Origin of the sequence: Luteimonas terrae, assembly GCF_031457535.1 — a bacterium.
Lineage (GTDB): Bacteria > Pseudomonadota > Gammaproteobacteria > Xanthomonadales > Xanthomonadaceae > Luteimonas > Luteimonas terrae_A.
The window spans coordinates 210,462-226,268 of record NZ_JAVDWO010000003.1 but is presented as its reverse complement, the minus strand read 5'-3'; the positions used below and the strand labels follow the sequence as shown (position 1 = coordinate 226,268).

Genomic DNA, 15,807 nt, shown 5'->3' with positions numbered 1-15,807 from the left:
AGCGGCGCCGATGATGCTAGATTCCGGGGCTGCTCCCGCTCCGGAACGTCGCCGCGCCAGATGTCGCATCGCATCGCCAGGGTTCGCGGTTTTTCACTGCTCGAAGTGCTGCTGGTCGTCGGCCTGATCGCTGTGACCGGCGTCCTGGCGGCGACCGCCATGAGCGGTGGTTTCGATCGCATCGCGCTGCAGTCCACAAGCAAGACGATCGCCGCGCAGTTGCGTTACACGCGGGCGCAGGCGATCTCGACCGGCGAGCCGCAGCGCTTCGTGATCGATCCGCAGGCGCGCACCTGGCAGGCGCCCAATGGCCGCCGCGGCACGATTCCGGAACCACTTGCAGTCGAATTCACCGGTGCGCGCGAACTGCAGTCGAGCGACAGCGAAGGCGCGATCCTGTTCTTCGCCGACGGCGCCGCGACTGGCGGGCGCGTGCGTGTGTTGTTGCGCGATGCCGCGTGGCAGGTCGACGTGGCCTGGCTGACCGGCGAAGTGCGTCTATCCCGCGCGAACGCGGACGAATGAGTCATCGCGGCCAGCGCGGTTACACCCTGATCGAAGTCATCGTGGCGTTCGCGGTGTTGGGCATCGCGCTGATGCTGTTGCTCGGCACGTTGTCGAACGGCACGCGCCAGGTGCGCTGGGCGGCGGATTCCGGGCGCGCGGCGCTGCATGCGCAGTCGCTGCTGGATGGCATCGGCATCGATATTCCTGTGGTACCAGGCAGTACCACTGGCGGGTTCGAGGACGGGCGCTATCGCTGGACGCTGGAGATCGCGCCCTACGTCGATCCGCAGATGCCGCCGGCACTGGTCGTTCCGTCCGGCCAGCAGTTGTTCGAGATCGCACTGGCGGTCGACTGGGGCGAGCGCGGTCCGCGCGAGCGGCTGCAGGTGCACACGTTGCGGCTGCGCGAACCCGATGCGCCCGGAGTGTCGATGCCATGAAGCACGCACGCGGGTTCACCCTGATCGAAGTGCTGCTGGCCACGGTATTGCTGGCGGCTGGCCTTGCGCTGGCGCTGACCACGCTGCGCGCGGCGACCGCGACTGTCGATCGCGGAGAAGCGCTGTCGCAGCGCAGCGAGCGGATGCGCGCGGTGGAAGGCTTCCTGCGCCGGCGCGTCGCATCCGCGCAGCAGATCGCATTCCAGACCGACGAAAGCACCGGCGAGATCTCGCAATTCGTCGGCGAGCCGCAGCGTCTGCGCTTTGTTGCCGATTTGCCGAACTATCTGGGGCAGGGCGGGCCGCATCTGCACGACATCGCGGTCGACGAGGTGCGCGGCACGCAGCGCCTGACGGTCGCATTCGGCATGGTGATGACCGGTCGCACGATCGAGCCGCCCAGTCCGCGTCCGCCGGAATCCCTGGTCGACGATCTGGTCGAACTGCGCCTGCGCTATCGCGGCTTCGACGACACGGGTGCGCTCGGCGAGTGGCAGGAGCGCTGGGGACCGGCCGCTTTGCCGTTGCAGGTCGAAGTGCAGATCGAGACCGAACGCGACGGCGTCTGGCCCACGCTCGTGGTGACGTTGCCGCAGGGCACCGGACAAGCCGCCCCGGTGGCACCGCCATGAGTGCGCGCGCGCATCGCGGCGCGGCGCTGCTGCTGGTGCTGTGGCTGATCACGCTGCTGGCCGCGCTGGTCGGCGCCTTCGCACTGACCGCGCGCATCGAGCAGCAGCAGGGCCGTGTGCTCAGCCGCGGCGTCGCCGGCGACCAGGCCGCGCGCGCAGGTCTCGAATACGCGCTGACGCGGCTGGCGATGGACGACCCTGCACTGCAGTGGCAGCCTGACGGGCGTCCCTATGCCTGGCGCTTCCACGACATCGATGTGGAACTGAACATCGTCGACGAGACCGGCAAGGTCGATCTCAACGCGGCCGACGGTTTGCTGCTGGCCGCGCTGCTGCAAGCCACGGGCACCGAACAGAACCTCGCCGTGCAGGTTGCCGGCGCGATCGTCGACTGGCGTGACGGCGACGATTTCGTACAGATCACCGGCGGCGCCGAAGCCGCGGACTACGCCAGCGCGGGGCGGCCCTACGGCGCCAAGAACGCGCCGTTCGAAAGCGTCGCCGAGGTCGAGCAGGTACTGGGCATGACGCCGGAGCTGTTCGAGGCGGTCGCGCCGCATCTGACGATCTACAGCCGCCTGCCGGCACCCGATCCGCAATTCGCCGCCGCGCCGGTGCTCCAGGCGATGGGCGTCGAGGCCGATCCGATCCTCGCCGCGCGCGAAGCCACTGCGGCGCAGCTCGTGGGCGCCCTGCTGGGCGGCGGCAGCGGCACGTATAGTGTCGAGAGTCAGGCGCGGCTCCCGGAAGGACGGACCGCGCGGTTGCGTGCAGTCGTCAGGACCGGCGGTGGCGCCGTACCGGGCACGGCTTACACCGTGCTGCGTTGGGAGGAAGGAGCGTCACCACGATGATGTCCGCTACACCCGCATCTCCGGCCGAACGCGCGCCCGGCCGTCGCGCCTGGCGTCTGGACGGCCGCACGTCCGTACGTGTCCGCACGTTCGTGTCGTGGTGGGGCGCGGCGCTGTCGGCCTGGTTGCCGGCCCGCGTGCGCGAGCTGTTCGGGCTCGCCAGCCGGCGTCTGCTGCTGGTCGGCAATGGTGCGGATATCGCGCTGCAACTCCAGGATGCCGATGGCGTGCGCGACCTCGCGAACGTGCCGCGCGCCTCGTTCGACGACACCGCCGGCGATCCGCTGGCCACCCTGCTCGCGCCGCGCACGATCGATCTGCCGCGCTGGCTGCTGCTGCCCGCGCGTACCGGCCTGCGTCGGCAACTGACCCTGCCCGAAGCCGCCGGCGACCGCCTGCACGATGTGCTCGGCTTCGAGATCGACCGGCAGACGCCGTTCGCAGCCGCTGACGTGCGCTACGACCATCGCGTGCTCGGCCGGCGCGGCGACGGCCAGATCGACGTGGAACTGGTGGTGGTGCCGCGCGCCGCGATCGACGCACAGCTCGCGGCGCTCGGTCCGCTGGCGCCGATGCTCGCCGGCATCGATCTCGCCGGCGACACCGGCCCGCTGGGCGTCAACCTGATCGACGATGCACGTCGCCGCCGCCGCGAGGATCCGCAGCGCCCCGTGCAACTGCTGATTCTCGGCATCGCCGTGCTGTTGACCGTGTTCGGCCTGTGGCAGATGCGCGAGAACCGCAGCGCCGCCGCCGATGCGCTGGAAGCGCGTGTCGCGTCGGAGGCGACGCGCGCGCGCGCGGCATCCGCGCAACGCCAGCAGTTGACCGATCTGCGCGAAGGCATGGCCTTCCTGCAGGCGCAACGCGCCGCGCGGCCGCTGACCGTCGCAGTGCTCGACGAACTCGCGCGCCGGCTGCCGGATTCCACATCGCTGGAGAAGGCCGCGATCGAAGGCGACCGCGTGTTGCTGATCGGTCTGAGCACCGAAGCCTCGGCGCTGGTCGGTCAACTGTCGGGCTCCACGCTGTGGCGCGCGCCTGCGCTGGCTGGCGCGCTGCAGAACGATCCGCGCACGCGTGCCGACCGCTTCACGTTGACCGCCGAACTCGTGCCGCCCGCGGCCGTGCCGGCACCCGCTCCCTCCACACCACAGGAGCCCGTGCGTGCGGATGATGCCCGATAGGTCCGTGTCGGCCCGCGATCGCTGGCTGGCACTCGCGCTGCTGCTCGGCGTGCTGCTGCTGGGATATCTGCTGCTGATCCATCCGTGGTGGACCCAGCCGATGCGCGAGCTCGGCACGCGCATCGACACGCTGCAGGAACGCGAGCTGCGCATCCGCCGCGAACTCGAGCAGGCGCCGCAGGTGCGCGCCGAACTCGAACGTGCGCGCGCGGCGATGGACGAGACCCCCGGTTTCATGCCGCAGGCCGGCGTGGAACTCGCGACCGCGGCGCTGGTGCAGCGTCTCGAGAGCGCGGTGCTCGACGCGAGCCCCGGCAACCGCAGCTGCGCGATCAGCAACCGCTCGCCGATCGCCGGCCCGCGCACCGACAAGTATCCGCGCGCCACGGTCCAGGTGCGGCTGCGCTGCGGCAATCCGGAACTGGCCGCAGTGCTGCATTCGCTGGAAACCGGCACGCCGCGGCTGTTCGTCGACAATCTCAACATCCTCAGCCAGCGGCACACGCTCGCGGCCGGCGCGACCAGTGGCGGCGTCGACGTGAGTTTCGATCTGTCCGGCTACGTGCTGCCGGCCCCCGGCGCGGCGCCCGCCGCCAGCGCCGCCGCACGTGGGCAGCCGGCGGTGGCCGATGGAGACAACGATGCGGATTGATGCCACCAACGCGCGCACCTGGCTGGTGGCCACGGTCGGCGGCTGGGCGCTGGTGTTCGCGCTGCTGTCGCTGGCCGGACTCGGCAGCCGCATCGGCGCGCTGGAGGACGATGGCAGCGTCGCCGCGCCGATCAGTCCTATGCCTGCGAACACCGCGCCAGCGCCGCCGTTGTCGAGCTTTGACGAAGTCGCCGCGCGTCCGTTGTTCAGCGGCGACCGTCGGCCGCATCCGTTCTTCATCGATCCGCAGGACGAGGGCGAGGGCAGCGGCACCGGATTCGACTACGTACTGACCAGCGTGCTGCGCACGCCCGATTTCGCGATGGCGATCCTGCAGCCCAGCGGCGGTGGCGATTCGATCCGGCTCAAGGTCGGCGAAGGTCCGCCCGAGGCGACGAACTGGCTGCTCGATTCGGTGGATGCGCGCAGCGTCGTGTTCACTACGCCCGAAGGCCCACGCACGCTGGAACTTCGCGTGTTCGACGGCAACGGCGGGCAGCCGCCGACCCCGATGACGCCGATACCGCCGCCAGATGGGCAGTCGCCGACGCAGGCTGCACCGCGTCCGCCTGCGCAGGCGGCCCAGAGCGCGGCCAGTGCGGCGGGCAACGGCGCCAACCAGCCGCCCGGCAGCGTGCCGGCTGCCAACGGGCAACCGCGTGGCCCCGCCGGCCAGCAGGCGACGCCAGTGACCGACAGCGACGGCAGTGCGACGCCCGAGGCCGCGCAAGCCGCCGGTCCGTCGGAAGCGCAGGTCGAAGCCATCCGTCGCCGGATCGAAGAACGGCGCGCACGTCTGCGTCAGCAGCAACAGCAATCCAACTCCGCCCAGGACTAGACTCCCGTCGATGAAGCCTTTCCAGACGCCAGCCTTCCACCTCCGGGCGATCGCCCTCGGTACCGGCATCGCACTGCTCGCCGGCTGCGCCACCGCGCCGACCGCGTCAATGCGCCGCGATGCCGACCTGCGCCAGGGTGCGGAGGCGGGCACCTCGTCCGCCGATACTGCATCGGCGCCGGGCGCACGCACGCAGCCGCTGCTGGGCGACGACGAACGTCCGCAGCCGCAGATCCGCCGCGGCAGCGGCACCGTCATCAACCAGCGCGCCGCCTCCGCTGCGCCGCCCACGCTGGGCGCGACCAGCGGCCAGGCCTCGTTCAATTTCGAAGGCGAATCGGTGCACGCGGTCGCGAAGGCGATCCTCGGCGACATGCTCGGCCAGAACTACGTCATCGCGCCGGAAGTGCAGGGCACGGTGACGCTGGCGACGCCGCAGCCGGTGAGCGCGGCGCAGGCGCTGAGCCTGCTGGAGATGGTGCTGGGCTGGAACAACGCCCGCATGATCTACAGCGACGGCCGCTACAACATCGTCGCGGCCGACACCGCGCTCGCGACCGGCACCGTCGCGCCGCGCACCGGCAGCATCGGCGCCGCCCGCGGTTTCGAGGTGCGCACCGTCCCGCTGCGCTACATCTCGGCGACCGAGATGGAGAAGTTGCTCGAGCCGTACGCGCGTCCGAACGCGATCGTCTCGGCCGACAACGCGCGCAACGTCATCACGATTTCCGGCAGCCGCTCCGAACTCGACAACTATCTGCGCACGATCGAGATCTTCGACGTCGACTGGCTGTCGGGCATGTCGGTCGGCGTATTCCCGCTGCAGTCGGGCAAGGCCACGCAGGTCGTCGCCGACCTGGAAAAGGTGTTCGGCGCGGACAGCGAATCGCCGGTCTCTGGCATGTTCCGCTTCATGCCGCTGGAAGGCGCGAACGCGGTGCTGGTGATCACGCCGCAGGCCGATTATCTCGGCGAGATCCAGCAGTGGCTGGAGCGCATCGACAACGCGGGCCAGGATCCGAAGCTGTTCTCTTATGAGCTGAAGTTCATCAAGGCCCGCGAACTCGCGCAGCGCCTGTCGGAAGTCTTCGGCGGCGGCGGCAGCAGTGGCCGCCAGGACGCCGCCTCGCTGATGCCGGGCCTGACCGGCAACACCTTGCGCACGGGCGGTACCGATGGTTCGTCCGGTTTCGACAGTGGCAGCAGTTCCGGTCTCGGCAGCAACAACCGCGGCGGCGCGTCGGGTACGAGCCGCGGTGGCAGCGGTGGTGGTGGCGACATCGGCCAGATGCAGCTCAGCGAGCAGCAGGAGGGGCCGAGCAGCGTCACGCTGGAAGTGGAAGGCGATCGCGTCGGCGTGTCGGCGGTCGACGAGACCAATACCCTGCTGGTGCGTACGACGCCGGCCGCGTGGCGCTCGATCCGCGATGTCGTCGAGCGCCTCGATGTGATGCCGGCGCAAGTGCATATCGAGGCGCAGGTGGTCGAGGTGCTGCTGAGCGGCGATCTCGAATACGGCGTCAACTGGTTCATCGAGAAGGGCATGACCGACAACGAGATCGGGCCGTTCCCGGGGGTCGGTGGGCCAAGCCGCTGGAGCACCCTCGGTGCCAGCATTGGTGGCGTCTCCGGCCCTGGCCTCGCGTGGTCGCTGGTCAAGAACGACGCGGCGGCGATCATCAACGCGCTCGACCAGGTCACCGATGTACAGGTGCTGCAGTCTCCGTCCGTGTTTGTGCGCAACAACGCGATGGCCGAGTTCAATGTCGGCGCGAGCATTCCGATCTCATCGACCAGCTTCAACCCGGTTCTCGGCGACAGCCAGTACACCCAGGTCCAGTACATCGAGACCGGCACCATCCTCAAGGTGCGTCCGCGCGTCACCCGTGACGGCATGGTATTTCTCGATATCGTGCAGGAAGTGAGCACGCCAGGCGCGCAGAACACTGCGGACGATCAAGGTAACGTGCGCATCGATACGCGCCGTCTCAAGACCGAGGCCGCGGTGCAGGCTGGCGACACTGTGATGCTGGCCGGTCTGATCCGCGATCAGGTATCGCGCACTTCGTCAGGTATTCCCGGGCTGAGCCGCATTCCGGTGATCGGGGGGCTGTTCGGGTCACAAGGCTCGGGCACCGAGCGCAGTGAAGTCATTGTGCTGCTGACGCCGACCATCGTGCGCAATCCGATGGAGGCCCGCCAGCTGACCGACGAATACGGCAAGCGCTTCCGCGCGCTGCAGCCGATCAACCAGCCCCAGGACTGAGGTCCGCGATGTCGACGGGGGAACTGCATGACTGACGTGCCGGTCGTGCTGCTGCCAGTCGGGCATGACGACGACGCGCTCGACGCGTGTCTGGCCGCGCTCGACGCCGGTACGCCGGCAGGCACGCGGATCTGGCTGGCCGACGATGCGCGCATCGGCCCGCGCGGCGCGGAGATCGTGCAGCGCTGGCTCGCCAGCACGCCGCTGCAGGCCGACTACACCTGCCGCCAGCGTTCGATCGGCGAGGTTGCGCATCTCGACGACGTGCTGCGCGCCTGCGGCGATGCGGATGTCATCGTGCTCGCGCCCGATGCGATTCCCGCGCCGGGCTGGGCCAACGCACTGGCAGCCTGCTTCACGCGCGATGCGTCGATCGCCACGGCGACGCCGTGGTGCAACGCCGGCGAGTCCGCGGCCTGGCCGCGGATCGGCGAGATCAATCCGGTGCCCGACGAGCCCGCTCGACTGGCGCGCGCCTGCCAGGCGCTCCCTCCGTTGTATCCGGAGCTACCCGCCGCCATCGGTCATGCGGTGCTGCTGCGCGGGAATGCGCGTCGCAAGGCCGGCGGGCTGGATGCGTCGAGCTATCACTCCTGGTATGCCGCTTTGATCGACCTGTCGCTGCGCATGGCCGGCCTGGGCTGGCGCAACGCGCTGTGTGAGACGGCGTTCGTGGCGCGAGGCGGCGAGGGTGGCCCGGCCGATGGCGACATGGACGCGCTTGCGGTGCGCTGGCCGTCCTGGCACTCGCGGCTGGCGACCTTCCTGATGCAGGACCCGTTGTACGCGACGCGCGTGGCGCTGCAGCGCGGCTTCGATGCACTGGAAAACGCGCCGGCGCAGCAGCAGCTGTTTCACGAGGAAACGGCGGACGCAGTCCGCCCGCCAATGCCCCTCTCCCCTCCGGGAGAGGGGAGGGCCATCTGCGAAGCGGATGGTGGGGTGAGGGTAGCCGGCGCTCGCGATACGCCAACTGCACCCGGCGCAGCGGACAATAGCGATTCCGCCGAAGACACGCCGCCGAAGTGACCGCTGCAGTTCCCGCCAAGCCCGACATCGTCGCCGTCGTCGTCACCCACCGCAGCGGCAGCACGATCGACGCCTGCCTGACGCGCCTGCGCGCGGCCGACGGCGTCGCGCAGATCCGCGTCGTCGACAACGCCTCCGACGACACGACACTGGCCGTCGTGCAACGGCATGCCTCGCTGGACCCGCGCGTGCACTTCATCGGCAATCCCGACAATCCCGGCTTCGCGGTCGCCTGCAATCAGGGGGTGCGCGATGCCGATGCGCCCTGGATCGCCTTCGTCAATCCCGATTGCCTCGTTGATGGCGACACGCTCGCGCGTCTGCGTGCGCATGCGGACGTGCTGGCTGCGCCATGCCTGCTGGGCACCGAACTCGTCGGCGAGAACGGTGCGCACGATCCCGCCGCGCGTCGCCGCGATCCCGACTTCGCCGCGATGCTGCGTGACCCGCAGGCCCGGGTGCTCGCCGTGCCGCGCGATGCCGCGCAGCCGCTGCAGCGCGTGCAGGCGATTTCCGGCGCGCTGATGCTGCTGCCGCGCACGCTGTTCGACCGCATCGACGGCTTCGATACCGGCTACCGGCTGCATGCCGAAGACCTGGACCTGTGCAGGCGCGCGCGCGAAGCCGGCGCGGTGATCGCGGTCGCCAACGATATCGTCGTGCTGCATGTGCGCGGCGTGTCCAGCCGCACGCGCCCGGTGTTCGTCGAATGGCACAAGCATCGCGGCCTGTGGCGCTATTTCCAGCGCTTCGAAGCCGCGCACCGCAGCTGGCCGCAGCGCGTTGCAGTGTGGACGATGATCTGGACGCGCTTCCCGATCGCTGTGCTGCGGCGCGCATCGCAGACGGCGGGCTGACGGATGGCTGCGGTCGCCTCCCTGCTCGACACCGATCTGTACAAGTTCACGATGATGCAGGCAGTGCTGCACCAGCATCCCGGCGCGCTTGTGCAGTACCGCTTCAAGTGCCGCACGCCCCGCATCGATCTGGCGCAGTACATCGACGAGATCAACGCGGAGATCGATGCGCTGTGCGCGCTTCGTTTCACTCCGGATGAGCTGGCCTACGTACGCGCGCTGCGGTTCGTAAACCCCGACTTCGCCGACTTCCTCGGCCTGTTCCATCTCGACCGCAAGTACATCGATCTGCGCGCATCGCGCGACGTGGCGGGCGAGATCGAACTCGACATCACAGGGCCGTGGCTGCATACGATCCTGTTCGAAGTGCCGCTGCTGGCGATCGTCAACGAGGTCTGGTTCCGCAACACCACGCAGGCCGATTTCGCCGAGGGCGAACGGCGCCTGCAGGCCAAGGCCGCGTTGCTGCGTGACGTTGCCGGTTACGAGGACTGCCGGATCGCCGACTACGGCACGCGCCGCCGTTACTCGCAGCATTGGCATGCGCACATGCTGCCGCTGTTGCGCGATGCGCTGGGCGACCAGTTCGTCGGCACCAGCAATGTCCACTTCGCGCGCGTCTACGGCATGACCCCACACGGCACGATGGCCCACGAGTACCTGCAGGCCTTCCAGGCGCTCGGTCCACGCCTGCGCGATTCGCAGGTGGCGGCACTGGAGTCATGGGCGCACGAGTACCGCGGCGATCTGGGCATCGCGCTGTCGGATGTCGTCGGGCTGGATGCATTCCTGCGCGATTTCGACATGTACTTCTGCAAGCTCTTCGACGGCGTACGTCACGATTCGGGCGATCCCTTCATCTGGGGCGACCGGATGCTCGCGCACTTCGCCGAGCACCGCGTCGATCCGTCGAGCAAGATCCTGGTCTTCAGTGACGGCCTCGACATCGACAAGGTCAAACGCCTGCACGCCTACTTCCGCGGACGCTGCAAACTGGCGTTCGGCGTCGGCACGCACCTGACCAACGATCTGGGGCCGACGCCGCTGAATATCGTCGTCAAGATGGTCCGCTGCAACGGCCAGCCCGTGGCCAAGCTCAGCGATTCGCCCGGCAAGAGCATGTGCGACGACCCGGGCTATCTGACCTATCTGCGACAGGTATTCGGACTGCCGGCCGACACGGCTGGCTGATCGCCGTACACGAAACCCGTGCGGGTTTCATCGGGATGACATGGGGATGGCGTGGAATACGCGGTTGCGGCGTGTCGCGCCGTGTTCCTCCATCGTCCGGATTCCGCATGACCCTCCACATCGCTTCTGCACGGCACGCGCGATGCGCGTCCATCTCGCTCTTGTTGCTCGCCCTGATGGGCGGCGCGCACGCCGCCGATCGCGATGACGGCCGCGCCTGGCGCGCCGGCGATCATCACGTGCACAGCGAATGGAGCGTCACCTGGGACGACAGCACCTCACCGCCGACGCCGATCCGTGGCGGCGATTCGCCGTACTCGCGTACGCGCAACGCCGAAGAAGCCCGTCGGCACGGCCTGACATGGATGGTGCACACCGATCATGGCGGCCCCAACCATTCGGCTGTGACCCACGAATCCGCCTGGCCTGCGCTGCAGCAGGCACGTGTCGAAGTGCCCGAGGTGCTGCAGTTCCACGGTATGGAATTCGATGTGCCGGCCGGCGAGCACGCGTCGTTGATCATGGCGCCCGGCGCGCACGAGAACACGATGCTGGTCGAGCTGGAACGCCGCTTCAACCGGCGCGAGGTCGACGACGACGCGCGCGACACGCCCGAGGCGATGCTTGCCGCGCTGCGCTACATGCAGGCGCAGGAGCCGCAGCCGCTGATGTTCGTCAACCATCCCTCACGCACCGCGACCGCAGTCGGTGTCTGGGGCCAGGTCGAGCCCGACGAACTGCGCGCCTGGCAGGATGCGGCGCCGGACGTGCTCGTCGGCATGGAGGGCGCGCCGGGCCATCAGGCGGACCGGCGCCATCGCGGCCTCTATCGCAACGATGCCGCCAAGACCTGGGGTGGCTTCGACCAAATGACGGCGCAGCTCGGCGGCGTCTGGGACACGCTGCTCGCCGAGGGCAGGCGCTTCTGGATCACCTCGACCTCCGATTCGCATCGCAACGTCGACATCGGCGGCGCCGATTTCTGGCCAGGCGAGTACAGCAAGACCTACGTGCTGGCACGGCACGACAGCGCGGATGTTCTCGATGGCCTGCGGCATGGCCGCATGTTCGCGGTGACCGGCGATCTGATCGACACCCTCGATCTGCAGGTCCACGCCGGAGGCGCCGCGCCAGCGACGATGGGCGGCACGTTGCAGGTTGCTGCTGGTGCGCAGGTGACGGTGCAGGTTGCGGTGACCGTGCCTGAGGGCACCAACTTCAACGGCGACCGCAATCCGATCGAGCACATCGACGTGATCGCCGGGCAGGCAACGGCCGACGGCACGCCGGACATGACCGTGCACACCGTGCGCCCGTCGCAGTGGCAGCAGGACGGCAACCGCATCGCGTTTGAGCTCACGCTGCCGGCGCCGCAGACGCGTGGCTTCGTGCGCGTGCGCGGTACGTCGAATGCGCAGATCGAACCGACGCCGGATGTGGCGGATGAGGATCCGTGGCAGGACCTGTGGTTCTACTCGAATCCGGTGTTGATCGAGGTTGCGCGCTGAGGTATCGGCGCGTTCGACAGCATGATCGCAGCAAAACCGGCTCCTCTCCCTACGGGAGAGAGCCTGCCCCGGACCTGATCCGGGGTCGACGCGCAAAGCGCGTCGGGTGAGGGCGGGGTTCTACAGGAGTGCGCCAAGAGCACTCTCACCCCAACCCCGCTCCGCGCCCGGGCCCTCGCGTTGACGCGAGAGCGTTCATCGGCACGCGAGCCAGTGGCTCGCAAGCGTGCCGCAGAGAAGGGCTCTAGAAATCTGGGCTGGAATGGTCTTCTCGCGCGCCCTCAACGACACCGGTTGATCGCATCCCGCAACGCACGTGCCTCGCGTGTCGCCGCGTCTGCATAATCGTCGCCGTTCGACGCGTAGAGGATCGCGCGCGAGGAACTGACCATCAGGCCGGTGCCGTCGGCGGTCTTCGCGTTGCCGACCACAGCTTCGACATCGCCGCCCTGCGCGCCGACGCCGGGCACCAGGAACGGCATGTCGCCGACGATCGCGCGGACTTCGCGCAGCTGCTCGGGCCAGGTCGCACCGACGACCAGCGACACGTTGTCGTGGCCGTTCCAGTCGCGCGCGATGGTTTCGGCGACGTGCTGGTAAAGGGGGCGCGTGGCGCCGGCGTGCGCGACCGGGAGGTCCTGCAGGTCCGCTGCGCCCGGATTCGAGGTGCGGCACAGGATCACGACGCCCTTGTCGCTGTGATCGAGGAAGGGCCGCACCGAATCGCGTCCGAGGTAGGGATTCACCGTGACCGCGTCGGCCTCGAAGCGATCGAAGGCCTCGGCAACGTAGTGCTGCGCGGTGCTGCCGATGTCGCCGCGCTTGGCATCGAGGATCACCGGCACGCCCGGATGCGCGGCATGCAGATGCGCGATCAGGCGCTGCAGCGCGTCTTCGGCGCCGAGGGCTGCGAAGTGCGCGATCTGCGGCTTGAACGCGCAGGCGTATTCGGCGGTCGCGTCGGCGATATCGCGGCAGAACGCGAACACCGCGTCGGGATTGTTGGCAAACCGAGCGGGAAACTTCGCCGGTTCGGGGTCGAGACCGACGCAGACCAGCGTGTCGGCGGATTGCCAGCGCGCGCGCAGCGCCTGCATGAAGGTGGGCGTCATGAAAGGTCTCAGGTGACGATGATCGGTGCGCCGTGGGTCACGACAACCGTGTGTTCGAACTGCGCGCCAAAGCCCTTGGGACAGATCAGCGACCAGCCGTCGTCCAGGTCTTCAGTGCGGGTGGCGTGGGTCGCCAGGAACGGCTCGACGGTGATGACCATGCCGTCGTGCAGGCGGCGGGTATCGCGGCGATCGAAATAGCCGGGAATCGAGCCGGGAGATTCGTGCAGCGCACGGCCAACGCCATGGCTCTGCAGGTTGCGGATGATGCGGAAACCACGGCGCGCGGCGACGGTCTCGATGGTGCGGCCGATGCCGCTGAGCAGCTCGCCCGCGCGCAGTTGGGCGATGGCCGCGTCGCGTGCTTCGCGGGTCGCGTCGAGCAGCCGCTGCTGCGCGGCGCTCGCGGTGCCGACGACGAAGCTGGCGCCGGTGTCGGCGAAGAAGCCGTCGAGCTCGGCCGAGACGTCGATGTTGACCAGATCGCCATCGCAAAGCGGCGTGGCGTCGGGAATGCCGTGCGCGACGACGCGGTTGACGCTGATGCAGGTCGCGGCTGGGAAGCCGTAGGTCAGCACCGGCGCGGACTGTGCGCCGGCGTCGTGCAGCATCTCGGCGCCGATGGCGTCGAGCGCCCGCGGGGTGATGCCGGCCAGCGCGTGATCGCGCATCGTCGAGAGGATGCGCGCGACCAGCGCACCGGCGCGCTTGAGGCCTTCGAGTTCTTCCAGGGTCTGGATGGTCATCGGTCACTCAAAAGACTGCAGACATCAAGATCGCACGATCTTTCCGCCGTCATCCCCGCGCAGGCGGGGATCCAGCGACTTGGCGTGCGTCGATAAAAGACACTGGATCCCGGCCTGCGCCGGGATGACGATCCGGCAAAGCCGCGCCTGCACTGCGGGCGCGGGCCGGATCTGTCACTTCAGCGCCTTGAACCGCAGACGCTTCGGACCGGCGTCGTCGCCCATGCGACGGCGCTTGTCTTCCTCGTACTCGCGGTAGTTGCCCTGGAAGAACTCGACGTGGCTGTCGCCTTCGAACGCGATGATGTGCGTGGCGATGCGGTCGAGGAACCAGCGGTCATGCGAGATCACGAAGGTGTTGCCGGGGAATTCCAGCAGCGCGTCTTCGAGCGAACGCAGGGTTTCGATGTCGAGATCGTTCGACGGTTCGTCGAGCAGCAGCACGTTGCCGCCCTGCAGCAGGGTCTTGGCCATGTGCAGACGGCCGCGCTCGCCGCCCGACAGCGTGCCCACCAGCTTCTGCTGGTCCTGGCCCTTGAAGTTGAAGCGGCCGATGTAGGCGCGCGACTGGATCTCGACGCCGTTGATGTTGAGGATGTCGAGGCCGCCGGCGATTTCCTGGAAGACGTTGTGGTTGCCCTCCAGCGCATCGCGGCTCTGGTCGACGTAACTCAGCTGCACGGTCGGACCGACGACGATCTCGCCCGAATCCGGCTTTTCCTGCCCGGTGATCATCTTGAACAGCGTGGATTTACCCGCGCCGTTCGGACCGATGATGCCGACGATCGCGCCCGGCGGAATGATCATCGACAGGTTGTCGATCAGCAGGCGGTCGCCGAACTTCTTGGAGACGTTCTTGAACTCCATCACCGCATTGCCCAGGCGCTCGCCCGGCGGGATGAAGAGTTCGTTGGTCTCGTTACGCTTCTGGTAATCGACAGACTGCAGCTCTTCCAGGCGCGCCAGACGCGCCTTGCCCTTGGTGCGGCCGCCCTTGGCGTTCTGGCGCGACCATTCCAGTTCCTTCTGGATCGCCTTCTGGCGTGACTTTTCCTGGTTGTCTTCCTGCTTCAGGCGCTCGTCCTTCTGGGTCAGCCATTCGGTGTAGTTGCCCTTCCACGGAATGCCGCGGCCGCGGTCGAGCTCGAGGATCCACTCGGCGGCGTTGTCGAGGAAGTAGCGGTCATGGGTGACTGCGACGACGGTGCCGGTGTAGCGCGCGAGGAACTGCTCCAGCCATTCCACCGATTCAGCGTCGAGATGGTTGGTCGGTTCGTCGAGCAGCAGCATGTCCGGCTTCTGCAGCAGCAGGCGGCACAGCGCGACGCGGCGCTTCTCACCGCCCGACAGGTTGCCGACCTTGGCCTCCCACGGCGGCAGGCGCAGCGCATCGGCGGCCACGTCCAGCTGGTTCTCCAGCGTGTGCGCATCGCCCGCGGCGAGGATCGCCTCCAGGCGTTCCTGTTCCTTGGCCAGCGCGTCGAAATCGGCGCCTTCTTCGGCGTAGGCGTCGTAGACCTTGTCCAGCGCGGCCTGGGCCTGCAGCACTTCGCCCACGCCTTCCTCGACCGCTTCGCGGACCGTCATCTCGGGATCGAGCTCCGGCTCCTGCGCCAGATAGCCGACCTTGGTGCCGGCCTGCGCACGGGCTTCGCCTTCGAAATCCTGGTCCACGCCGGCCATGATTTTCAGCACGGTGGACTTGCCCGAGCCGTTGAGGCCCAGCAGGCCGATCTTGGCGCCCGGGAAGAACGACAGCGAGATGTCCTTGATGATCTGCCGCTTCGGCGGGACCACCTTGGACACGCGATTCATGGTGTAGATGTATTGCGACATGGGGGCTCCGGTTGTGCCGGCCCGCGCCGGGGCCCGGTCGGGCGGCGTCGGGTGGGAAAGGGATGGCGGCGATTATAACGGCTCACGCCCGGCGGGGCCGCGCGCCGGGCGGCCCGGCGCTACAATGGCCGGCCTCGCCGTTCACTGTTCCG

At 68.5% G+C, this 15,807-nt stretch carries 14 protein-coding genes and 1 pseudogene; 12 read left to right on the top strand and 3 right to left on the bottom strand.

Annotation, left to right across the window (positions count from 1 at the left end; genetic code table 11):
- Positions 1-60 precede the first annotated feature (60 nt).
- From xpsH to J2W68_RS04995, 12 genes and pseudogenes are all read left to right on the top strand, one after another.
- Positions 61-525 carry a type II secretion system protein XpsH gene (xpsH, locus tag J2W68_RS05050; protein WP_310233301.1) on the top strand — a complete coding sequence of 155 codons (465 nt, stop codon included), beginning with the start codon at positions 61-63 and terminating at the stop codon, positions 523-525.
- Positions 522-947 carry a type II secretion system protein XpsI gene (xpsI, locus tag J2W68_RS05045; protein ID WP_310233300.1) on the top strand — a complete coding sequence of 142 codons (426 nt, stop codon included), beginning with the start codon at positions 522-524 and terminating at the stop codon, positions 945-947. The genes xpsH and xpsI overlap by 4 nt, the downstream gene beginning before the upstream one ends.
- On the top strand, positions 944-1,579 hold the full coding sequence (locus J2W68_RS05040; RefSeq protein WP_310233298.1) for a prepilin-type N-terminal cleavage/methylation domain-containing protein: 636 nt from the start codon (positions 944-946) through the stop codon (positions 1,577-1,579). The genes xpsI and J2W68_RS05040 overlap by 4 nt, the downstream gene beginning before the upstream one ends.
- Positions 1,576-2,433 carry a general secretion pathway protein GspK gene (locus J2W68_RS05035; protein ID WP_310233297.1) on the top strand — a complete coding sequence of 286 codons (858 nt, stop codon included), beginning with the start codon at positions 1,576-1,578 and terminating at the stop codon, positions 2,431-2,433. The genes J2W68_RS05040 and J2W68_RS05035 overlap by 4 nt, the downstream gene beginning before the upstream one ends.
- Positions 2,433-3,620, top strand: coding sequence for a PilN domain-containing protein (locus J2W68_RS05030; protein ID WP_310233295.1), 1,188 nt, complete (start codon positions 2,433-2,435; stop codon positions 3,618-3,620). Before J2W68_RS05035 ends, J2W68_RS05030 begins: the two co-directional genes overlap by 1 nt.
- Entirely contained in the window at positions 3,610-4,272 is a 663-nt protein-coding gene (gene gspM / locus J2W68_RS05025) for a type II secretion system protein GspM (protein WP_310233294.1), read from the top strand. The genes J2W68_RS05030 and gspM overlap by 11 nt, the downstream gene beginning before the upstream one ends.
- Positions 4,262-5,110: a hypothetical protein gene (locus J2W68_RS05020; protein WP_310233293.1), complete on the top strand. Its 849-nt coding sequence runs from the start codon at positions 4,262-4,264 to the stop codon at positions 5,108-5,110. Before gspM ends, J2W68_RS05020 begins: the two co-directional genes overlap by 11 nt.
- 10 nt (positions 5,111-5,120) lie before the next feature.
- Entirely contained in the window at positions 5,121-7,376 is a 2,256-nt protein-coding gene (gspD, locus tag J2W68_RS05015) for a type II secretion system secretin GspD (RefSeq protein ID WP_310233291.1), read from the top strand.
- Between the two features lie 27 nt (positions 7,377-7,403).
- A pseudogene (locus tag J2W68_RS05010) lies at positions 7,404-8,231 on the top strand (glycosyltransferase family 2 protein); the annotation flags it as partial.
- A 170-nt stretch (positions 8,232-8,401) separates the two neighbouring features.
- Positions 8,402-9,262, top strand: coding sequence for a glycosyltransferase family 2 protein (locus J2W68_RS05005; protein ID WP_310233290.1), 861 nt, complete (start codon positions 8,402-8,404; stop codon positions 9,260-9,262).
- A 3-nt stretch (positions 9,263-9,265) separates the two neighbouring features.
- Positions 9,266-10,453 carry a nicotinate phosphoribosyltransferase gene (pncB, locus tag J2W68_RS05000; RefSeq protein ID WP_310233289.1) on the top strand — a complete coding sequence of 396 codons (1,188 nt, stop codon included), beginning with the start codon at positions 9,266-9,268 and terminating at the stop codon, positions 10,451-10,453.
- A gap of 107 nt (positions 10,454-10,560) precedes the next feature.
- Entirely contained in the window at positions 10,561-11,961 is a 1,401-nt protein-coding gene (locus J2W68_RS04995; protein WP_310233288.1) for a hypothetical protein, read from the top strand.
- A gap of 281 nt (positions 11,962-12,242) precedes the next feature.
- Here the strand turns inward: J2W68_RS04995 and pyrF are convergent, their stop codons facing one another.
- The 3 genes from pyrF to ettA all read right to left on the bottom strand — a co-directional run bounded on the left by pyrF (position 12,243) and on the right by ettA (position 15,655).
- On the bottom strand, positions 12,243-13,073 hold the full coding sequence (pyrF, locus tag J2W68_RS04990; protein WP_310233287.1) for an orotidine-5'-phosphate decarboxylase: 831 nt from the start codon (positions 13,071-13,073) through the stop codon (positions 12,243-12,245).
- Positions 13,074-13,081: 8 nt separating this feature from the next.
- The gene (gene map / locus J2W68_RS04985; RefSeq protein WP_310233284.1) at positions 13,082-13,819 is read right to left on the bottom strand and encodes a type I methionyl aminopeptidase; all 738 of its coding nucleotides are present in this window, start codon (positions 13,817-13,819) and stop codon (positions 13,082-13,084) included.
- Positions 13,820-13,993: 174 nt separating this feature from the next.
- On the bottom strand, positions 13,994-15,655 hold the full coding sequence (gene ettA, locus J2W68_RS04980) for an energy-dependent translational throttle protein EttA (RefSeq protein WP_310156259.1): 1,662 nt from the start codon (positions 15,653-15,655) through the stop codon (positions 13,994-13,996).
- Positions 15,656-15,807: the final 152 nt, after the last annotated feature.